Origin of the sequence: Castellaniella denitrificans (genome assembly GCF_042653765.1) — a bacterium.
GTDB lineage: Bacteria > Pseudomonadota > Gammaproteobacteria > Burkholderiales > Burkholderiaceae_B > Castellaniella > Castellaniella denitrificans.
Genome location: NZ_JBHSEZ010000004.1, coordinates 342952 through 363704, shown reverse-complemented (window position 1 = coordinate 363704; position 20753 = coordinate 342952). Strand labels below are relative to the sequence as shown.

Annotated in this window: 20 protein-coding genes; 10 read left to right on the top strand and 10 right to left on the bottom strand. The window is 66.8% G+C overall.

Annotated elements, in window-relative coordinates:
* Window positions 1–2: 2 nt before the first annotated feature.
* Window positions 3–896 (bottom strand): glycine--tRNA ligase subunit alpha, encoded by an 894-nt coding sequence (gene glyQ / locus ACFO27_RS07815; protein ID WP_376816832.1) that lies wholly within the window; start codon window positions 894–896, stop codon window positions 3–5.
* Window positions 897–999: 103 nt separating this feature from the next.
* Between glyQ and ACFO27_RS07810 the strand changes: the two genes are divergently transcribed.
* Genes ACFO27_RS07810 through ACFO27_RS07795 form a run of 4 tightly spaced genes read left to right on the top strand, consistent with a single transcriptional unit; the run spans window position 1000 to window position 5100 of the window.
* The gene (locus ACFO27_RS07810) at window positions 1000–1767 is read left to right on the top strand and encodes a crotonase/enoyl-CoA hydratase family protein (RefSeq protein ID WP_376816831.1); all 768 of its coding nucleotides are present in this window, start codon (window positions 1000–1002) and stop codon (window positions 1765–1767) included.
* Entirely contained in the window at window positions 1767–3290 is a 1524-nt protein-coding gene (locus ACFO27_RS07805; protein ID WP_376816830.1) for a fumarate hydratase, read from the top strand. Before ACFO27_RS07810 ends, ACFO27_RS07805 begins: the two co-directional genes overlap by 1 nt.
* Window positions 3291–3313: 23 nt before the next feature.
* The gene (locus tag ACFO27_RS07800) at window positions 3314–4132 is read left to right on the top strand and encodes an HpcH/HpaI aldolase/citrate lyase family protein (RefSeq protein WP_376816829.1); all 819 of its coding nucleotides are present in this window, start codon (window positions 3314–3316) and stop codon (window positions 4130–4132) included.
* The gene (locus tag ACFO27_RS07795) at window positions 4129–5100 is read left to right on the top strand and encodes a thymidylate synthase (RefSeq protein ID WP_376816828.1); all 972 of its coding nucleotides are present in this window, start codon (window positions 4129–4131) and stop codon (window positions 5098–5100) included. The genes ACFO27_RS07800 and ACFO27_RS07795 overlap by 4 nt, the downstream gene beginning before the upstream one ends.
* 81 nt (window positions 5101–5181) lie before the next feature.
* On the opposite strand, the gene ACFO27_RS07790 is transcribed toward ACFO27_RS07795, so the two are convergent.
* Window positions 5182–5604, bottom strand: coding sequence for an OsmC family protein (locus tag ACFO27_RS07790; RefSeq protein WP_376816827.1), 423 nt, complete (start codon window positions 5602–5604; stop codon window positions 5182–5184).
* A 227-nt stretch (window positions 5605–5831) separates the two neighbouring features.
* Between ACFO27_RS07790 and ACFO27_RS07785 the strand changes: the two genes are divergently transcribed.
* From ACFO27_RS07785 to coq7, 6 genes are all read left to right on the top strand, one after another.
* A complete protein-coding gene (locus ACFO27_RS07785) occupies window positions 5832–7505 on the top strand; it encodes a cbb3-type cytochrome c oxidase subunit I (RefSeq protein ID WP_376816826.1) in 1674 nt (557 codons plus the stop codon).
* Window positions 7506–7507: 2 nt separating this feature from the next.
* Window positions 7508–8137 carry a cbb3-type cytochrome c oxidase subunit II gene (locus ACFO27_RS07780; protein ID WP_376816825.1) on the top strand — a complete coding sequence of 210 codons (630 nt, stop codon included), beginning with the start codon at window positions 7508–7510 and terminating at the stop codon, window positions 8135–8137.
* Window positions 8134–8715 carry a c-type cytochrome gene (locus tag ACFO27_RS07775; RefSeq protein ID WP_376816824.1) on the top strand — a complete coding sequence of 194 codons (582 nt, stop codon included), beginning with the start codon at window positions 8134–8136 and terminating at the stop codon, window positions 8713–8715. Before ACFO27_RS07780 ends, ACFO27_RS07775 begins: the two co-directional genes overlap by 4 nt.
* 18 nt (window positions 8716–8733) lie before the next feature.
* Complete coding sequence (locus tag ACFO27_RS07770; RefSeq protein WP_376816823.1) at window positions 8734–9366, top strand: SCO family protein; 633 nt, start codon at window positions 8734–8736, stop codon at window positions 9364–9366.
* A gap of 67 nt (window positions 9367–9433) precedes the next feature.
* Window positions 9434–10027: a hypothetical protein gene (locus tag ACFO27_RS07765; RefSeq protein WP_376816822.1), complete on the top strand. Its 594-nt coding sequence runs from the start codon at window positions 9434–9436 to the stop codon at window positions 10025–10027.
* A gap of 42 nt (window positions 10028–10069) precedes the next feature.
* The gene (gene coq7 / locus ACFO27_RS07760) at window positions 10070–10759 is read left to right on the top strand and encodes a 2-polyprenyl-3-methyl-6-methoxy-1,4-benzoquinone monooxygenase (protein ID WP_376816893.1); all 690 of its coding nucleotides are present in this window, start codon (window positions 10070–10072) and stop codon (window positions 10757–10759) included.
* A gap of 372 nt (window positions 10760–11131) precedes the next feature.
* On the opposite strand, the gene ACFO27_RS07755 is transcribed toward coq7, so the two are convergent.
* From ACFO27_RS07755 to ACFO27_RS07720, 8 genes are all read right to left on the bottom strand, one after another.
* Window positions 11132–11815, bottom strand: coding sequence for a MarC family NAAT transporter (locus ACFO27_RS07755; RefSeq protein WP_376816821.1), 684 nt, complete (start codon window positions 11813–11815; stop codon window positions 11132–11134).
* Between the two features lie 28 nt (window positions 11816–11843).
* Window positions 11844–13112, bottom strand: a complete 1269-nt coding sequence (gene gltS, locus ACFO27_RS07750; protein WP_376816820.1) for a sodium/glutamate symporter — start codon at window positions 13110–13112, stop codon at window positions 11844–11846.
* A 174-nt stretch (window positions 13113–13286) separates the two neighbouring features.
* Window positions 13287–14504, bottom strand: a complete 1218-nt coding sequence (locus ACFO27_RS07745) for a beta-ketoacyl-[acyl-carrier-protein] synthase family protein (protein WP_376816819.1) — start codon at window positions 14502–14504, stop codon at window positions 13287–13289.
* A gap of 9 nt (window positions 14505–14513) precedes the next feature.
* Window positions 14514–14999 (bottom strand): acyl carrier protein, encoded by a 486-nt coding sequence (locus tag ACFO27_RS07740; RefSeq protein ID WP_376816818.1) that lies wholly within the window; start codon window positions 14997–14999, stop codon window positions 14514–14516.
* Between the two features lie 80 nt (window positions 15000–15079).
* Complete coding sequence (locus tag ACFO27_RS07735; RefSeq protein ID WP_376816817.1) at window positions 15080–16246, bottom strand: fimbrial protein; 1167 nt, start codon at window positions 16244–16246, stop codon at window positions 15080–15082.
* A complete protein-coding gene (locus ACFO27_RS07730; RefSeq protein ID WP_376816816.1) occupies window positions 16222–18660 on the bottom strand; it encodes a fimbria/pilus outer membrane usher protein in 2439 nt (812 codons plus the stop codon). The genes ACFO27_RS07735 and ACFO27_RS07730 overlap by 25 nt, the downstream gene beginning before the upstream one ends.
* 92 nt (window positions 18661–18752) lie before the next feature.
* On the bottom strand, window positions 18753–19487 hold the full coding sequence (locus ACFO27_RS07725) for a fimbrial biogenesis chaperone (RefSeq protein ID WP_376816815.1): 735 nt from the start codon (window positions 19485–19487) through the stop codon (window positions 18753–18755).
* 129 nt (window positions 19488–19616) lie between these two features.
* Window positions 19617–20597 carry a fimbrial protein gene (locus ACFO27_RS07720; RefSeq protein WP_376816814.1) on the bottom strand — a complete coding sequence of 327 codons (981 nt, stop codon included), beginning with the start codon at window positions 20595–20597 and terminating at the stop codon, window positions 19617–19619.
* Between the last annotated feature and the right edge of the window lie 156 nt (window positions 20598–20753).

The window sequence follows — 20753 nt, the reverse complement described above, 5'->3', positions numbered from 1 at the left end:
GATCACGCGACCTCCCGCAGCATGGGGAAGCCCAGGCGTTCGCGCGCGTCGTAGTAGGCCTGCGCCACGGCGCGGGACAGGGCGCGGATGCGGCCGATGTAGGTGGCGCGTTCGGTGACGCTGATGGCGCCGCGCGCGTCCAGCAGGTTGAAGGTGTGCGCGGCCTTGAGGGTGGCCTCGTACGCGGGCAGGGCGAGCGGGACCTCGATCAGGCGTTTGGCCTCGGCCTCGTAGTCGTTGAAGTGGGCGAACAGCATGGCGGTGGAGGCGTATTCGAAGTTGTAGGTGGACTGCTCGACCTCGTTCTGGTGGAACACGTCGCGGTAGTACACGGGCGTGCCGTCCGGACCCCGGGTCCAGACCAGGTCGTAGACGGATTCCACGCCCTGCAGGTACATGGCCAGGCGTTCCAGGCCGTAGGTGATTTCGCCCATGGTCGGATTGCAGTCCAGCCCGCCGACCTGCTGGAAGTAGGTGAACTGGGTGACTTCCATGCCATTGAGCCAGACTTCCCAGCCCAGGCCCCAGGCGCCCAGGGTGGGGTTTTCCCAGTCGTCCTCGACGAAGCGGATGTCGTGCTGCTGCGGGTCGATGCCCAGCGCGCGCAGGGAGCCGATGTACAGGTCCAGGATGTCGAGCGGCGCCGGCTTGAGCACGACCTGGAACTGGTAGTAATGCTGCAGCCGGTTGGGGTTTTCGCCGTAGCGCCCGTCCTTGGGGCGGCGCGAGGGCTGCACGTAGGCCGCACGCCAGGGTTCCGGGCCGATGGCGCGCAGGAACGTGGCGGTGTGCGAGGTGCCGGCCCCGACTTCCATGTCGTAGGGCTGCAGCAGGGCGCACCCCTGGCGATCCCAATATTGCTGGAGCGATAAAATCAGTTGTTGGAATGTGAGCATGGCGTGGCGGGCCAGGCCCGCGATGGTTGTGTCGTCCGATGAACGCGGCCTGGGCCGCGTCCGGAACGGCCATTTTATCCACTTCTCTTTTTTCGGAGAAAACATGAGCGATTGCCTCGACGTGCAGCGCCTGGACGGAGTGCTGATCATGCAGCTCAACCGGCCCCAGGCGCGCAACGCGATCAACCTGGAGACCGCCCAGGCCCTGGCGGCGGCCCTGGACGTCCTGGACAGCGATCCGGACCTGCGCCTGGGCGTGCTGACCGGGTCCGGAGGGAATTTCTGCTCCGGCATGGACCTGAAGGCCTTCGCCGCGACCGGCCAGCGTCCCTACGTGGGCAAGCGCGGCTTCGCGGGCCTGTGCGAGCAGCCGCCCGCCAAGCCGCTGATCGCCGCCGTCGAGGGCTACGCGCTGGCCGGCGGCTGCGAGCTGGTGCTGGCCTGCGACTTGGTCGTGGCGGCGCGCGACGCCCGCTTCGGCCTGCCCGAGGTCCGGCGCGGCCTGGTGCCGGGATCGGGCGGCATGCTGCGCCTGCCGTCGCGCATCCCCTACCACGTCGCCATGGAAGCCGTGCTGACGGGCGAGGCCTTCGGCGCCGAACGCCTGTACCAGCTGGGTCTGGTGAACCGCCTGGCCGAGCCCGGCGCGGCGCTGGACGAGGCCCTGGCGATGGCGCGCGCCATCGCCGCCAACGGCCCGCTGGCGGTGCGCACGGCCAAGTCCGTCATCGCGCAGTCGCGCAACTGGCGTCCGGACGAAATGTTCGACCACCAGCGCCCCCTGATCGCCCACATCTTCACCTCGGAGGACGCCCGCGAAGGCGCGACCGCGTTCGCCGAGAAACGCCCCCCGGTCTGGAAAGGAAAATAATGACCACGATCACCGAACACGACCTGATCCAGTCGATCGAGGACGCCGTCCAGTTCATCAGCATCTATCATCCGCTGGACTACATCCGGCACTTGGCCCGCGCCTACGAGGTCGAGGAAAGCCCGGCGGCGCGCGACGCCATCGCCCAGATCCTGACCAATTCGCGCCTGTGCGCCGAGGGCCACCGCCCGATCTGCCAGGACACGGGCATCGTCAACGTCTTCCTGAAGATCGGCATGGACGTGCGCTTCGACACGCGCCGCAGCCTGCAGGAACTGTGCGACGAGGGCGTGCGCCGGGGCTATACCAATCCCGACAATCCGCTGCGCGCCTCGGTGCTGGACGATCCCCTGTTCACGCGCCGCAACACGCGCGACAACACGCCCTGTGTCCTGCACGTTGAACTGGTCCCCGGGGACACAGTGGACGTCCAGGTCGCGGCCAAGGGCGGCGGCTCGGAAAACAAGACCAAGTTCGCCATGCTCAACCCCAGCGAATCCCTGGTGGACTGGGTACTGAAGACCGTGCCGCACATGGGCGCGGGCTGGTGTCCGCCGGGCATGCTGGGGATCGGCGTGGGCGGCACGGCGGAAAAGGCCATGCTCATGGCCAAGCAGTCCCTGATGCAGGACATCGACATGTACGAGCTGCTGCAGCGCGGCCCGCAAAGCAAGCTGGAAGAACTGCGCATCGAGCTGTACCGCAAGGTCAACGCGCTGGGCATCGGCGCCCAGGGCCTGGGCGGACTGACCACCGTGCTGGACGTCAAGATCCTCACCTGTCCGACGCACGCCGCCTCCAAGCCGGTCGCCATGATCCCGAACTGCGCCGCCACGCGCCACGTGCATTTCACGCTGGACGGCAGCGGTCCGGCGGCGCTCCAGCCGCCCGCGCTGTCCGAATGGCCGGAAGTCCACTGGAAGCCCGATTACAAGGCCTCGCGCCAGGTGAACCTGGACTCGCTCACCCGCGAGGAGGTCGCCTCCTGGAAGCCGGGCGAGCGCCTGCTGCTGTCGGGCCGCATCCTGACCGGCCGCGACGCGGCCCACAAGCGCATCCAGGACATGCTGGCGCGCGGCGAGTCCCTGCCGGTGGATTTCCGCGGACGCGTCATCTACTACGTCGGGCCGGTCGACCCGGTGCGCGATGAGGTCGTCGGCCCGGCGGGCCCCACCACCTCCACGCGCATGGATGCGTTTACCGATATGATGTTGGGGCAGACGGGCCTGCTGGCGATGATCGGCAAGGCCGAGCGCGGTCCCGAGGCGATCGAGGCCATCCGCCGCCACGGCTCGGCCTACCTGATGGCGGTGGGCGGTTCCGCCTACCTGGTGTCCAAGGCCATCCGCTCGGCGCGGGTGCTGGGCTTCGAAGACCTGGGCATGGAAGCCATCTACGAGTTCGAGGTGCGCGACATGCCGGTGACGGTGGCCGTCGACGCCCAGGGCACCTCGGTCCACCAGACCGGGCCGCGCGAATGGCGCGAGCGCATCGCCGCGCGCGCCGTCCCGGCACCGGCCTGAACAGTACTCACAGGGGGATTTCCATGCATGACACATCGATGCGTTCGGCGCTGTTCGTGCCGGCCAGCCGGCCGGAACGCATACCCAAGGCGGTCGCCAGCGGCGCGGACGCCGTGATCGTCGACCTGGAGGACTCCGTCGCGCCCGAGGCCAAGGCCGGTGCGCGCGACGCGCTGGCGCGCCACGCGGCGGCGCATCCCGGGGACCGCCTGTGGGTGCGCATCAACGACGGCACCACCCCCTGGTTCGAGGACGACCTGGCCCTGTGCCGGTCGCTGCCGTCGGTCGCCGGCATCGTCCTGCCCAAGGCCCAGGCGCCCGATCACGTCTACAGCGTGTCCGGCGCCGGCAAGCCCCTGATCCCGGTGATCGAATCCGCCGCGGGGCTCCAGGCGCTGGACCGTATCGCCGAGGCCCACGGGGTGGCGCGACTGTCCTTCGGCATCCTGGACCTGATGGTGGAATTCGGCACCCGGCCGGGCACCGACGCGGCCCGCTTCGTGCTGGACCAGATCCGTTTCCGGATCCTCACGGCCAGCCGCATGCACGGGCTGGGAGCGCCCCTGGACTGCGTCCACCCGGACTTCACCGACCTCGACGCCCTGGAACGCTCGGCCGTGTTCGCGCGGGACATGGGCTTTGGCGGGATGCTGTGCATCCATCCGGCGCAGATCCCGGCGGCGCACCGCGTCTACCGGCCGCTGCCCGAGGAAATCGACTGGGCGCGCCGGGTGGTGGACCATGCCGATTCGACCGGCGAATACGCCTTCCGCCTGGACGGCCGCATGGTCGACCTGCCCCTGATCGAACGGGCCCGGCGCATCCTGGAACAATCCGCATGAAGGCTTACCTGGACCTGGTCCGCTCGATCTTCGAACAGGGCGCCTGGCAGGACAACCGCACCGGCGTGCGCACGCTCAGTCTGCCGGGCGCCTGCCTGCGCTTCGACCTGCGCCAGGGCTTTCCCGCCGTCACCACCAAGCGCCTGGCCTTCAAGTCGGCCATGGGCGAACTGGTCGGCTTCCTGCGGGCGGCCGACAGCGCGGCGGACTTCCGTGCGCTGGGCTGCCGGGTCTGGGACCAGAACGCCAACGAGAACCGCGCCTGGCTGGACAGCCCCTGGCGCGACGGCCCCGACGACCTGGGGCCGGTCTATGGCGTGCAGTGGCGCGGGTGGCCGGCCTACAAGCTGCTGCCGGCCGACGCCGCCGCGCGCATCGAGGCCGCGCGGGGGCAGGGCTACCGCGTCGTCGGCCCGATCCTGGACCAGGGGCGGCCGCACGTGCTGCTCTACAAGGCCGTGGACCAGCTGCGCGCCTGCCTGGATACGCTGATCCGCGATCCGGGCAGCCGGCGCATCCTGTTCCATGGCTGGAACTGGGCCCAGCTCGAGGAAATGGCCCTGCCGCCCTGCCACCTGCTGTACCAGTTCCTGGCGAATCCGGCGACGCGCGAACTGTCGCTGTGCCTGTACATCCGCAGCAACGACGTCGGGCTGGGCACGCCGTTCAACCTGGCCGAAGGCGCGGCCCTGACGCACCTGGTGGCCCGCCTGACGGGCTACGAGCCGCGCTGGTTCACGTATTTCATCGGCGACGCGCACATCTACGAGACGCACGTGGACATGCTGCGCGAGCAGCTCAACCGCGATCCGCTGCCCGCGCCCCGGCTGCGCCTGTCGGACCGCATCCCGGCCTACGCGGACACCGGCCGCTACGAACCCGAATGGCTGGAACGCCTGGAGCCGGGGGATTTCTCGCTGGAGGACTACCGCCATCATCCGCCGTTGACGGCGCCGATGGCGGTGTAGCGCGGGGCGTTCCCGCGCGGCGCCCGGCCCCGCGCCGCGGCCGGCGCCTTCGGGCGCGCTCGCGCTACGGCCGGCGGGCCCTCAGGCCGCGACGATCTCGATCGAGTGCGTGATCTCGGCCGTCTTTTCCAGCATGGCGATGGCCGAGCAGTATTTCGTGTGCGACAGCTCCACCGCGCGCTCCACGGCGGCGGCGGGCAGGTCGCGGCCCGTGACCCGGAACGCATAGTGGATCTTCGTGAAGACCTTCGGCTCGGTGTCGGCGCGCTCGGCCGTCAGGGCAACCTGGCAGCCCGTCACGGCATGGCGGCCGCGCTTCAGGATCAGCACCACGTCGTAGGCGGCGCAGCCGCCGGCCCCGGTCAGCACGGTTTCCATCGGCCGGGGGGCCAGGTTGCGCCCGCCGCCGTCGGGGGCACCATCCATGGCCAGGACGTGGCCGCTGCCGGTGCGGGAAATGAACAGCATGCCTTCGGGGCCTTGCCAGTCGATGGTGCATTCCATGGTGAATCTTTCCTGTGAGTGGCCTGGGAAAAACGGCGGTTGCCGGGTGGCGGGAGCGCGGGTCGCCGGTGCCGGAGACCCGCCTGATGCCCGTATCACGATTAGGGTAATTCAGGCTTGATATTCTGGCGTAGATTTATCATAGATCAAATCTAAGTCTACAATAGCGGGCTGCCAGGGCCGGATTTCCAGGCTCTGCGCGTCTCTTGTCTTGCATCGGAAGCGCCGTGGATACCATCACCGTATTACTCCTGACCTTCATATTATCCGTCACAGGACTGGGTGTTTTCATCTGGTCCCTCAGGCGGAACATGTTCGACGACAATCCCGAAGCCGCGGGGGTGATCTTCTCGACCGGTGAAATCGGCCACGTCGAGGATCCTTCCGCCACCCCGGAGCAGCGCGCCGGACTGCAGAAGATCGTCACCGAGGGCGGCAAGGCCGTCGTGGATCCGTCCCTGGCCGGCGAACTGAAGCAGGAACTCGCCGCCCGCCTCGAGGCGGACCAGTCGACCGCCTACGTCACCTTCACCTTCCTGTGCTGTGCCATCGTCTGGCTGGTGCTGGCCTCGACCTTCGGCCTGATCAGCTCGATCAAGCTGCACAATCCCGAATTCCTGACGGAATATGCCTGGCTCACCTTCGGCCGCACGCGCACGCTGCACCTGAACATGGTGGCCTACGGCTGGTGTCCGATGGCGGCCTTCGGCGTGGCGATCTGGATGCTGCCGCGCCTGCTGAAGACGCGCCTGTACGGCGGACGCTTCGCCCTGCTGGGCTGCATGCTCTGGAACGCTGGCCTGATCGCCGGCCTGGGCAGCATCGCCGTGGGCATCAACGACGGCCTGGAGTGGCTGGAAATCCCCTGGCAGATCAGCATCCTGCTGGTGCTGGGCGGCGCCCTGATCGCGCTGCCGCTGGTGTTCACCCTGCGCAACCGCAAGGTCGAGCACCTGTACGTGTCGATCTGGTACATGGGCGCGGCGCTGTTCTGGTTCCCGGTACTGTACCTGGTGGGCAAGGTGCCCGGCGTGCACTTCGGCGTGGAGCAGGCCACCATGAACTGGTGGTTCGGCCACAACGTGCTGGGCCTGTACTACACCCCGATCGCCCTGGCCTCGGTGTACTACTTCCTGCCGAAGATCATCGGCCGCCCGATCCAGTCCTACAACCTGTCGCTGATCGGCTTCTGGGCGCTGGCCTTCTTCTACGGCCAGGTCGGCGGCCACCACCTGGTCGGCGGCCCGGTGCCGCACTGGCTGATCACGCTGTCGATCGTCCAGTCCATGATGATGATCATTCCGGTGCTGGCCTTCTCGGTGAACCAGCACCTGACGATGCGCGGCCACTTCAAGACCATGTACTACTCGCCCACGCTGCGCTTCATCGTGCTGGGCGCCATGATGTACACCCTCAGCTCCTTCGAGGGCTCTTTCGAGGCCCTGCGCAGCGTCAGCACGGTGGCGCACTTCACCCACTTCACCGTGGCCCACGCCCACCTGGGACTGTACGCCTTCTTCTCGATCGTGATGTTCGGCGCCATCTATTTCGTGATGCCGCGCGTCATGTCCTGGGAATGGCCGCACCCGAAGCTCATCATCGTGCATTTCTGGCTGGTGACGCTGGGCATCGGCATCTATTTCGTCAGCCTGTCCATCGGCGGCTGGCTGCAGGGCCTGGCGATGCTGGACGCGACCAAGCCCTTCATGGATTCCGTGCGGGTCACGATGCCCTATCTCGAAGGCCGCACGCTGGGCGGCGCCATGATGACCCTGGGCCATCTGGTGTTCGCCGCGCACTTCGTGCTGATGGCCCTGCGCTACGGCACGAGCCGCGTGGGCCCCGCCCTGTTGCACAACCGTAAATCCTTGCCTGAGCATCAGGCGATCGCAGGTGCCTGATCATGGAAAGCGAATACAAACTCCTCAGCGGCGCGATGGTGACCCTCGCGCTGGCCACCGCCACCCTGGTGGTGCTGCCCTACATGCAGCTGTCCGACGTGCAGCCCTCCGAAGGCCTGAAGCCCTACACGGAACAGCAGCTGCGCGGGCGCCAGGTCTATATCGAGATGGGTTGCGTCTACTGCCATTCGCAGCAGCCGCGCAGCCAGTCCCAGGCGCCGGACTTCCAGCGCGGCTGGGGCCGCGCGCCGGTCGCGGGCGACTACTACTATGACCATCCGCACCTGCTGGGCACCATGCGTACCGGGCCGGACCTGTTCAACATCGGCGCCCGCCAGCCCAGCGTGGACTGGAACCTGGGCCACCTGTACGAGCCGCGCGCCTATACGCCGGGCAGCAACATGCCGTCCTTCCCCTTCCTGTTCAAGCTCAAGGACCAGGCCGAGGCCGGCGACAAGGTCGTGAACCTGCCGCCCAGCTTCGCCCCTCCTGGCAAGGTCGTGGTCGCCACGCCGGAAGCCCTGGATCTGGTGGCCTACCTGATCGGCCTGGATCACACCTACCCGGTCAAGCCCGGCGCGCAGCTGCCGGAACTGCCCAAGCAGGCCGGCGCCGAAGGAGCCAAGCAATGAGCGATCCCCGATTCAACCAGCAGAGCCGCGAGCAGCCCGAACCCCACGAGGGCAGCCGCCCGGTTCCCAAGATCGTCCTGACGGTCATCGGCCTGTTGCTGCTGTGGGCGGTGTATCACCTGTATACCAGCTTCAATCCGATGCCCGCGTCCGTGGGCGACGATCGCGTCGCGGCCGACTTCGCCGTGCCGGCGACGGCTGACGGCGGCCAGCTCTACACGGCCAACTGTGTGGCCTGTCACCAGGCCAGCGGCGCCGGGGTGCCGGGCGTGTTCCCGCCGCTGTCCAAGTCCGAATGGGTGGACGCGTCGGACCCGGGCGTCATGATCCGCATCCTGCTGCACGGCATCCATGGTCCGCTGACGGTCGAAGGCGCCAAGTACAACGGCGAAATGCCGAACTTCTCCAAGTTCTCCGACGAGGAAGTGGCCGCGCTGGTGACCCACGTGCGCTCCAGCTTCGGCAACGCCGCCTCGGCGACGGACGCCAAGACGGTCGCCCGGGTCCGCGAGGAAACCAAGGGCCAGCAGGGTCCCTGGAAGGGCGACGAGGACCTGCGTCCCCTGCTGGGCAAGTAGCCTCGCGGGGCCGGCGGCATGCGCTGGATCCTTGCGCTGGCGCTGGCCCTGGCGGCCGGCCTGGGCGCGCTGTACGGCCTGACCGGCGGCTTCACCGTTCTGACGGCCGAGGCCGCGCGCCGCCAGGACGTGGCCCGGCATCCCAGGGCGATTCCTCCCGCCGAGGTGCTGGCCGGGGACGGCCGGGTCCTGGGCCTGGACCAGGATCTGCGCCGCGACGGGCGCGTCGCCATCGTCAATTTCTTCTATACGCGCTGCCTGGCGCTGTGCCTGGCCCAGGGTTCCCTGACGGAGCGCCTGCAGCAGGCGATCGAAGCGCGCGGGCTGCGGGACCGCGTCCGGCTGATCAGCATCAGCTTCGACCCCCGCGACCGGGCGCCGGACCTGGCCCGCTACGCGGTGCGCATGGGGGCAGATCCGGGCGTCTGGCAATTCCTGTCCTTCGCGCGGCCCGCGCAGCGCGATGCCGCGCTGGACGTGTTCGGCATCACGGTCGTGCCGGCGCCCTTGGGCGAGTTCGAGCACAACGCCGCCTTCCACGTCGTGACGCCCGACGGCCGCCTGGCGCGCGTCTTCGACCTGGACGACCCGGGCCTGGCGCTGTCCGCCGCCGAGTCGCTGTCCGCGCCGTCGACCCAGGGGGCACGATGAGCGCGCCGGGCCGCCCCAAGCGCGAATTCCCCCCTGGGGGGACGGCGCGTAGCGCCAAGGGGGCGCCATGAGCGCGCCGGGCCGTCTCGCATGGTTCATCGCCGCCCTGGCGTGCCTGGGTGTGGCCGTGGGGCTGCGCGCCCCGCTGACGGCGCTGATGAGCCTGCACATGCTGGTCCAGATTCCTCTGCTGGTGCTGGCGGGCCTGTTCGCCGAGCAGGCCTGGCGCGCCGGCCGCCCGGCGGTTGCCGCCGCGCGGCCGCGCCCGGCCTGGTCCTATAATGAATACGGCGTTCCCGGCCTGCTGCTGGTCAGCCTGGTCGGGGCGGGGTGGATGATTCCCAAGGCGCTGGACGACGCCCTGACGGACTGGCGCGTGGCGGCGTTCAAATACCTGGGCCTGCCGGTCTGCGGCTGGGTGCTGCGGGCTTCGCTGCGGCGCTCCAACGTGGTCATCAAGCTCTTCTTCCTGGGCAATTTCTGCTGGATGAGCGCCATCGTGGGCATGGTCTACCTGGACCAGCCCATCCGCCTGTGCAACGCCTACCTCCAGGACGACCAGGACTGGTCGGGCCGGGGCCTGATCGCCCTGGCCATCGTCCTGCCGTCGTGCTGGCTGCTGGCCGAGCTCAAGCCGGTCTGGCGCTTCCTCAATCGTTGAAAAGGATTTCTCATGGAACAGGTGATGCACGGGATGGAGGGCATGGATCCGGCGGCCGGGCCGGATGCGCGGGGCGCGGCCCCCGCCTGGCGGCGCCGGATCGGCCGGCTGGACGCGATCCTGGCCGAGGCCGGTCGCGCGCTGCGAGTCCTGGACGGCACGGTTTCCCACGAGCGGGCCAATCCAGCGGGGCCGGCCGCCGCCGACGATCCGGCGCTGTCCGCCACCGAGTCCCGCCACGCCGCCGGCCTGATGCGGGTCAATCATGTCGGCGAGATCTGCGCCCAGGCCCTGTACCGGGGTCAGGCGCTGCTGTGCCGGGACGAGGGCATCCGCCGCGTGCTGCTGCGGGCGGCCGAGGAAGAGGTCGATCACCTGGCCTGGTGCCGGCAGCGCCTGGACGAACTCCACAGCCGCCCGAGCCTGCTGAATCCCCTGTGGTACGCCGGGTCCTTCGGCCTCGGGCTGGCGGCCAGCCGCGCCGGAATTCCCTACAACCTGGGCTTCATGGCCGAAACCGAGCGCCAGGTCGAGGAACACCTGGACGGCCACCTGCGCGCCTTGCCGGACCGGGACCGGCGTTCGCGGCGGATCGTCACGCGGATGCGCGACGACGAGATCGGCCATCGCGCCACCGCGGAGGACCATGGCGCGGCGCCCCTGCCCGCCCCGGTGCGGGGCGCCATGCGCCTGATGTCCAAGGTCATGACCACCACGGCGTATCGGATTTAGGCCATTCAGGCTAGGGACTTACCCTGCTTTGTGATCAAAACACAACAAAGCGCTGGGTATTGTCTATTGACAACAAATTGATCTTGCATCGCAGCAAGTTTTCTCTATATAATTTGCTTATCGGATGTCGAAACGTGATTGCAGAGGGAAAACCCCTAATCACGGCGGCTCGGAACCCAGGTTCTTCGCAGCCCGACATGCCCCGGTTGTCTCCTCCACCCTCCTCCTTTGGTGGATTTAGCCCAGGATCTTCGGATCTTCGGATCTTGGGCTTTTTTTTTAGGCTTTTTTTGGGGAGGCTTGCCGCCAGGTTCGGCCGCCGACCGTCAGGGTGGCCGGCGCGGCGTCGCCCGCAGGGGAAGGGGAACCCCTCTAGCCCGCGCCGTATTGCTGCACGATCTCCAGCACGCCGTTGATGACGAACTGGACCGCCATGCAGACCAGCAGGAAGCCCATGACGCGGGAGATGGCCTCGACGCCTCCCTGGCCGATCACGGCCACGATGCGTCCGGCCGAGCGCAGGCAGACCCAGAACAGCAGGCCCAGCAGGGAAAACACGACGATCGGCGTGGCGGCCAGCACCCATGGCGGGAAGCCCATCGCCATCGCCGCGTCGGTCGACGTCGCGCCGCTGATGATCATGGCGATGGTGCCCGGCCCCGCAGTGCCGGGCATGGCCAGCGGCACGAAAGCGATATTGGGCACCTGCCGGCTGGCCTGCGCGTCGGCGACGTCGGCTTCCGACGGGTTCGTGCCGTTCGATGGAAGTACCATGCTGAAGCCGATGCTGGCCACGATCAATCCGCCCGCGATCCGCAGCCCCGGAATCGAAATGCCGAAGGTATGCATGATCCAGGCGCCGGCGTAATAGGTCACCATCATGATGCCGACCACGTAGAACGCCGCCTGGGTGACCTGGCGCTTGCGCTCCTGGTAGGGGATGTGCTGGCCCAGGGACAGCAGCAGCGTCATGGAAGTCAGGGGGTTGGCCAGGGGCAGCATCAGGGCGAGCCCCAGGCCCGCCAGCTTGGCCAGTTGGATCAGGTCGTCGGTCATGGCGTGTCGCGTGAGGGATGCGCGGGGTTCATTGCAGGAAGGGAATCTGGGTGAAGATCTGCAGGATGGCGGCGTTGACCAGATCCACGAAGAACGCGCCGACCAGCGGCACGATCAGATAGGCCTTGTACGAAGGGCCGAAGCGGTCGGTCACGGCCTGCATGTTGGCGATGGCCGTGGGGGTGGCGCCCAGGCCGAAGCCGCAGTGGCCGGCGGCGACGACGGCGGCGTCGTAGTCCGACCCCATGAAGCGATAGGTGACGAAGGCCGCGTACAGCATGATCGCCACGACCTGCGCGGCCAGGATGACGGCCACCGGGCCGGCCAGGCCGGCCAGTTCCCACAGGCGCAGGCTGATCAGTGCGATGGCCAGGAACAGCGACAGCGAGGTGTTGCCGAACACGTCGATCGCGCGGTCGAACATCTGGAAGCGGAAGACGTGGGTGAGCACGTTGCGGATCACCACGCCGCTGGCCAGCGCCCAGATGAAGGTGGGCAGTTCGATGGCCGTGCCGTGGGTCCAGCGGCCGAGCAGGTCGGCGCTGGTCAGGCAGGCGGCGAACATGGCCAGGGTCTCGATCGCGGCGTAGGCCGTGATCAGGCGCGGCTGGTCGAAGATTTCGAACGTCAGGCGGCTCGCTTCCTCGCTTTCCGTGCCTTGTTCATGGCGCGGCGTGCCGGAAATGGTCTCGATGCCGGTGCGCTCGTGCGCGTCGGGCACCGGCTTGCGCTTCTGCTTGCGGATCAGGTGGCGCGCCACCGGTCCGCCGATCAGGCCGCCGAACACCAGGCCGAACGTCGCCGTGGCGATGCCCAGCGTGGTGGCGCCGGCGATGCCGTATTTGGTCTCCAGCACCGGTCCCCAGGCGCCCGCCGTGCCGTGGCCCCCGGTCAGCGTGATCGAACCGACCACCAGGCCGATCAGGGGCTTGAGGCCCAGCAGGGCCGCCAGGCTCACGCCGATGACGTTCTGAACCACGATGAAGACGGAGACCAGCGCCAGCAGCATGACGAGGGGCTTGCCGCCTTCCTTCAGCCGCGTGAAATCCGCGCTCAGGCCGATCGAGGCGAAGAACATCAGCATGAAGGTCGTCTGCAGCTCGGTGCTGAGCCTGAGCGTCAGGCCCGTGGTGGCGTTCAGCAGCGTGATGAGAAGCGCCGCCAGCAGGCCGCCGGCCACCGGCTCGGGGATATTGAACGTGGACAGGAACCTGATGCGAAAGACCAGCCAGTGACCCGCAAGCATCACGAGCGCGGCGGCGATCAGGGTGTGGTAGCCGTTGAGGGTGATTTCCATGGAACTTCCGGTTGCGCGGAGGAAGATTATTCTAACCAAAGCGACAAGGTGAACCGATTGCGCTGGTCAGAGTGGTGGTTTGGCGCTTTTGTTGCACCTGTAACCACGATTTCGCCCGGAAAGTTACAAACTTGGCCGATCGATGGCGTGCCGTCGGCCGGCGGGAGGCCGCCGCTAGGCGATCTTGCGGAATGCCAGCACGGAGTTGTTGCCGCCCATGCCGAACGAATTGCTGATCGCCACGGAGAGGTCCGGCAATTCGCGGGCCCGGCCCGGGATGTAGTCCAGATCGCAGATCGCGTCGCCCGCCTCGTAGAACAGGGTGGGGGGCACGATGCCTTGCTGCACGCTCATGGCGGTCACCGCGGCTTCGACGGCGCCCGCCGCGCCGATCATGTGGCCGACGGCCCCCTTGATGCTGCTGACGGGCAGCGCGCCGGCGCGCGCGCCGAACACCTGCTTGATGGCCTGGGTTTCGATGCGGTCGCCCACGTGCGTGCCGGTCGCGTGCGCATTGACGTAGCCCACCTGGGCGGGATCGACGCCGGCGTCGTCCAGGCAGCGGCGCATGGCGAGGGTCTGGCCGACGGGATCCGGCCGCAACGGATGGGTGCCGTCATTGCTGACGCCGTAGCCGCATAGTTCGGCGATCGGCGTGGCGCCGCGCGAGCGCGCGTGGTCGAGCGTTTCGAGCACGATCATCGCGGCGCCTTCGGACAGCGCGAAACCCGCCCGGCGGCTGCTGAAGGGCCGGCAGTTGCCCGTGTCCGGGTCGGCCGGATCGGGACTCAGGACCCGAAGCTGTTCCCAGGCGGCCATGATGCTGGGAATCAGCATGGATTCCGCGCCGCCGGCGATGGCCACGTCCAGATAGCCGTCGCGCAGGCGGCGGAATGCCTCGCCGATGGCCACGGAGCCCGCCGAGCAGGCGGTCGCGTAGGTTTGCGCCTCGGCGACGGACCTCAGCCTCTGGGCGATCAGCGCGGTGGCCGCGTGGGGCATGATGGCCGGCACCACCAGGACGGGGCGCTTGGGGATGAGCTGGTGATAGGCTTCGATCGCTTCGTTGAAGGTGGTGATGCCGCCGATGCCCGTGCCATAGAACACGCCGGTCCTGGCCTGCTGCCCGGCAGTCAGCCCCGACCGTTCGATCGCCTGGGTGGCGGCATATTGGGCCATCAATGTCACGCGGTCCATCTGCCGCGCTTGCGCGGGGTGTTCTCCGGCGGAAATGTCCACGTCGACATACCCCACGCGCCGGCCCAGCGCCAGGCTGGGATGCTTGCCGATGCCGCACCGGCCGGCGATCAGCGCGTCGAAGGTTTCCCGCGCGGAGGATCCGACGGGGGTGATCAGGCCCATGGCCGTGACGACGACGGTTCTTTTCTGCATCGCCGCCCCCTAAGCGTCCCGCTTCTGCCCGCCGCCGTCGCCGTCATCCCCGTCCCGCGCCGGCGCGGGCCTGGCGGCGGTGCGTTGCTGCGCGCGCGCCAGCCGTTCCGCGTGGCGCGCCTGCAGGGCTTCCGCGGGTTCCTGGCCAGCCAGCGCCGCTTCGCGCTGCAGCACCCGGTGCGCCACTTCTTGCGTATAGGCGACGAGCTCGGAGAGGTTCTGCGGGAAAACGCCCAGGACTTCCTGGGATCCCGCTTCCGGGTCCACCGGCACCATGTCGTCGGTTTCGATGTGGTAGAGGGTTTCGATTTCCAGCAGGATTTCCAGCACCGCGAGCGAATCGAATTCAATGGCCACCGAGGTGAAAGGTTCGTCCCGCAGGAACGGTTCTTTGTCGCAGCGGCAGACGTTGGCGATGATTTCGGCCAGTCTTTCCCGCAGTTCGGGGGTGTCGGGCAGCGAAGGAAGCGAAGGGGTGGGCGTCATTGTGGACATGGGCGGTTCGGAGCCGTGGGGCAAGGGTGTCGAAACTTCGCTGCACGCTGGAATTGCTTCCATTCAGGGCAATATAGCATTCAGTTGTAGGTAAAAGTCACGGTGGCGGTGGCGCGGACTTTGCCTGGCCTGAGCTCGGCGGCGGAACCCAGGCGCGCGAACCTGGCCCCCAGCCGGAACTGCCATTGGTTGGTCGGCAGGGCGCCGGCGGGATGTCCCGCCCCCGCGGTGGCGACCCCTTGCTGGAAGGGCACCGAGTTTCCGGAAGGCATCTCGTACTGTACCTGTACGCCCACTCCCTTTGCCGCCGTACTGTCCGTGAGTTCGTTGTTCAAGGTGCCCGGGACCTGCGAGGCAAGACTGTTGGCCCTCAACGTGATCAAGGGCGCGTCGTCGCGGTTCGCGCTGCAGGCCACGCCCAGCGTGGTTGTCGTCGTGCCTCCCGTTCCCGACGCGGCCAGTTGCGAGGTCGACACCTCGGGCAGCGTCACGTTCAATGCCGCCGGGTTCGTGATGCTGCAGGTGGGATGAGCCACCGTCACGGTTCCCGACATCTGGACCCGGTAAAGAGCGGGTATGGGGGGGGTGACGGAGCCGAGGACCCCTCCTTCGCCATACACCCCGGAGCTGATGGTTCCGCTGGCGATCGGCTCCCCCGTGGCGACGAACTCGATCCGCGTACGCACGTTCGTGCCCTGCGGGTGGTTGTCCGTGTTCATGGGGTAAATCAGCACGCCGGCGGAGTATGGGTTCTGGTACATGACGGGTGCCGTCTGCCGGCTTTCATTGCTGAGGTAGTAATAAACCCGGTAGCCGATGCCGCGGACCGCAGTCTCATAGATATCGCCCGTTCCGGGTATCAGTCTTCCAGCGCCAAGAAATGTTTCAACCGTGCCCGGCGGGCACAATTTCAACGGTGCGCCCCGGCCGGCCTGTCCCTGGAACAGCATCGGCAGAGGGGCTTCCTTGGCGAGCAGGACTTCCCCGGGGGTCGGGCGTGACGGGATGCTGATCGTGACGCTGCCGAAAGGAACGAAGATCAAGTAGGTGGAGGGAATATATCTGTCGTATGTGATGCCCGTTTTGGGGCCGCGGCCCCCGTCCTGATAGACGCAGCTCGCGGCACGGGTATCCAGCGGGCCGCCGGATGCCGTGTTCATGCATGCCAGGATCAGCCCGGCGGCGGCCCCGAACCGGGCCGCGGCCGGCCCGCGCAGAGGATTTAGATATCGGTTGTCGGGTCGCATGTCAGATCCTTGTTCTCTTCTTCCGCCCCGGCATGGCCCGTACCGGCATCGATCATGACGGCGCACTGTTTTCCTTCGCCCCATTGCACGGTATAGCGGTTCTTTCCCTGGAGTCCTGTCAGCCATACCCGGCCCACGGGCCCCACGATCCCTTTCTGCTTGCCGTCGGGGCTGAACACGGTCGCGCCAAAAGGCAGGAAGCCCTGCTCGGTGTTGCGCAGCACGAACAGCCTCGAACGGCCCACTTCAGTGCCGAATTGCGCGACCACGACGGCGCCCCGGGTGGGCACGACGGTCTGCACGTTCTGCTCCAGCGTCGCGTCCTGCTGGTCCGGCGGCGGCGTCAAGGACACCCGGTTTTCCCGGTAGGGCTGGGCATACGGAATCAGCGCCCGCCCCCGGCTGTTCGTCCTGACGCCGGGGTAGCTGTTGATTTCGACGTTTCCGGCGCCGGGCGCATCCACCACGATGGCGGTTTCACCCATGGATTGTCCGAGCAGCACGCCCTTGCGGTCGGCGTAGACGGCGCCGCTGAAGTCGATGTTGGTGCTCGACGACTGCCTGGCATAGGCGTGGCTGAGGTTGGCGGTTCCGATGGGGGATGAATATCCGAGCGAGCCGAATCCATGGACGCCATTGTTTTCATCGCTGCCCGTCGTCACCCCTGTCTGCACCGCATACGTGAGGGAATAGTCGTCGAGCAGCGCGCCGCTCAGCGTGGCGTCGTGGCTGGTCACCCGGTTGTTGGTGCGGTTCATCGCATAGCCGGCGCTGTGCGAGCCGCCCAGGGGGATGCTGAGCGTCAGCATGACCGAGTGATCGCGGCCGTTCCAGGGGGTGCGGTTCAGGCTGTAGTTCAGTGAGTAACCGACCCGTCCGACCGAACTGGAAAAGGCGACTTGCGCGTAGGTGGCGTTCCTTGGCGCATTGCGGTACGCAATGCCGTAGTAGTTGACGGACACCGAACTGCGGTTGCCCAGATTCTGGGACATGGACAACTGGTATTCATGGCTGCGCGCGTATCCGGCGGGCTGGTAGTTGTAGCGATCGTCGCGGTCGATGCGGATGTCGCGTTCGCGCAAGGTGTCGTCCAGGCTGCGATAGCCTTCCGAGTTGTAGCGGTAGCCGGCCAGCGTGAAGTTCGTGCCGCTGTTGGGGAACGACTTGGCATATTGCACGCGCGCCGCGGCGCCTCGGTGGCGGGCGCCTTGCCCGTCCAGGGACCTGGAGGTCGTCACGTCGGCCGATAGGGCGCCCAGGCCCTTCATGTTGATGGCCAGGCCCAGCGCTCCGGCCTGATAGGAGTTCTGGGCGACGCTCAGCCCGCCGTAGGCGGTCATGCCCCAGGGCAGGCCGTAGGCGAACGTCGCCTGTCCCACCCACGGAGATTCGGAATAATAATCGTCGCGATATTTCCCCAAAGCGGCGCCGTACTGCCAGATCCCTTCGCGCATCATCGTCGGCAAGGCGGCATAGGGCTGGGAGAACCGGGTGACGCGGCCATTGAGTTCCGCCACTTCCACTTCCAGGTCGCCGCCGCCGGCCGTGGGATAGAGGTCACTGAATTCGAAGGGGCCGGCGGGCACGAAAGCGGTATAGATCACATATCCTGCCTGGCGCACGGTGACCTTGGCGCTGTCGGCGGCGATGCCTCGCACGACGGGGGCGTAGCCGCGCTGGCTGTCCGGCAGCATGCCTTCGTCGGATCGTAGTTGAATGCCCCGGATGCGCGAGGCATTGAAAATGTTGCCCGGCGTCATGGTGTCGCCCAGGCGCAGCTGCGCGCGCCAGGCATTCACGCTGTGCTCGGCATAGAGCTCGGACCAGTCCCAGGCGCGCGAATGGCTGTTGTCGTAATAGCTTGCATTGCCGCGCAGGCGCCAGCCGCCCACGTTGAAACCGTTGCGGAAATTGAGGAAGGTGCTCTCGCTGTTGTCCGGGCCGAATCCCGCCGAATGCCTGGTGCGGTTGTGCGAAAGGCGGTACGAAGACCAGAGGGCGACTTCGCCGTCATCCCAGCGATCCTCCGGCACGAGCCCGCGCGCGCGCTGGACGAGCGCGGCCTGCGGGATCAGGAGCGTGACGGTGTTGCGGCTTTGATCGTACGACACGCTGCCCATCGGGATCAGCGGCAATGCCTGGGTACAGTTGTCGGCGTCGAGCTCCGACAGCTTTGGAAAAGCCTTGACGTTCACCTCCAGCTCTTCGAGCAGCCGGGGTGAAATGCACGGCTGCGCGTCCAGCCTGCCTTGCTCCGCGACGAATCGCAGTTCGCGCACGCCCAGGGGCTGTTGATTGAACAGCATCTGCACTGATTTCATGCCGGGCAGCACGCGGTCCGATTCGGCGAAGATGGCGAGATCCACGCTTTCCTGGCCATCGACGCGGTGCAGGAAGCCGGTATCGAATGCCACCGGGCCCTGGGCCTGCGCGGAACATGCCAGCAGCATCCCCATCGAGCACAAGGAGAGGCGCTCCGCGGGTTGTCGCAGACGGGAGTCGGTGGTCACTGCGCGCTTCCCATGACGGACCTGCCTTCCTGCAGGGTGAGCGTCGGCCAGGCGTCGACGGCCCCATAGTCGTTCACGACGCGCGGCTGCACCTGGATCGATGATCTGGCCGGGCACTTGGGCAGCACCACCCGGGTCTGTTCGAGGGGCAGGGCGACCATCCCTTTACCGAGGGCGTCCGAGTCCCCATCGATGTCGATGCGGGAAAAATTGATGGTGTAGGGGGATGCGTTGGTGATCGAGATGGAGCAGGCTCCCCCATTGCGCTCCAGCTGCCATGAAACCTGGTCGGGGCCCCGGGCGGCCTTCAGGATGGCCGCGGGACGGTAGAAAAGCTTGATGCGGGTGCGTATGGCGAGGGCGAGGCTGTTTTCCTGGGAATCGACCTTCTGCGGAATTTCAAGGACATTGACCCAGTAATAGGATTCCCGGTCCGCAGGAAAATCATCGTCGACCCGGCTGACGGTCAGGTTGCGCTCCTCTCCGCCGTCGAAGCGGCTCAGCGGCGGCGTCATGAAGAAAGGCGTTTTCATTTCCTCGGCGGCGCCATCGACCCAGGCCTGTACCACGACGGGCTGCGTGCCGTTATTCTTGGCCGTGACGATGGCGTTGCGGTCCTTTTCATTCATGATGACGCGTGTGGACGAGAGCTGAACGGCGGCCTGGACGGGGCCGCATGCCAGACAACTGATCAATAGGGCGGGAAGCAGGCTTCGGGCGATTGAGCTCATGGGGTTACGCGTATGGGGGGGGTGGACGGGGGAGCGCGGCGGCCCCATGTGAGGCCGGGCATCGATGAAACGGGCTGAGGAGAATTCCTCAGCCCGTGGAAGGGCCGGAAAGCCCTTTGGCGCGCCGATTTACGAGTAGGTGACCGTAAAAGTCGCCTTGGCGTTGGCCGCGCCCGCGACAATATTGGCGACGGCGGTCGTGGCCTGGTAATAGGCCTGGAACTTGAATTCATTGGTCCCGTTGGTGAGGGCGCCGCTGACCCCCGTGCCGCCGACGGTGATGGCTTGGTTGTTGGCATTGAACAGCGCGACCGCCACGCCCTGGGCGCCGGAGGGTTCCAGCGCCAGCAGGCCGGTGCCCACGACATTGCCCGTGAAGGCGATGGTCGCGTTCTTGGCAACCTCCGTGTTGCAGTTGAGCAGCGAGATGGAGAAGCGCGCCGGGGTGGTGTTGCGCGTGCCGGCCGTGGTGAATTCGTTCTTGGTGATGCTGCCCATCGGGACGGTCATATTGGTGTCGCCGCCGGAGATCGAGCAGGCCGATTCCGTGATGTAGCCCTGGAAGTTGATGGTGCCGGAATTGGGCGTCGCCGAGGCGGTGCTCACGGATGCGACCAGGCCGGCGACCGTCAGTGCGCTGAAAATACTCTTCTTCATGGATAAATCACCTTTTAAAGGAGGTTGAACGAAGCATTCCGCCAGATTGCCGCCGAATGATTTCTTTGAACTGGGCGAAAACCCTTTTGCGCCCGGCGATCCCAGAAACCGGGCCGCTTTGCCGATCAGCCTGTTCGCGGGCCAGAAAAGGCCCCGGTTGATCAGCAAACCAAGGAAATGCCTGTTTGAACGAGCGCCGTGTTGATATCGCATGTCCGCGATCATCCAGCGGACAGGAATCGCCAGGGCGCGCGCCAGCGGCCGGTGTCTTTGCATCATGCGCAGACAAGGGCTTGCCCACAGGCGGTAGCCAAGGTAGGTGGTGGAATCGAAACGTCTCGCGCAATAGCTTGCGTCGCAGGCCCAATCTGCCACGGAGAGCAGGCCTTGGCGGCGCAATTCATTGCACACGATTTTCATGTCGTAATCCGCCCAAAAACCGGGCTTGTTCATTGGCTTCATTCGGTGGGGCTGGTAATAAGACAGATTGCTGTCTTTCTAGGGGATTGCGTTGCTTGAGATAAAGCAGGAGGATATTAGCCTTCCGTTTGTTTTAGATGTTTAGGATTATTCCGAAAGAATCTGCGTCCGGGATCGGGCGGCCGGCAA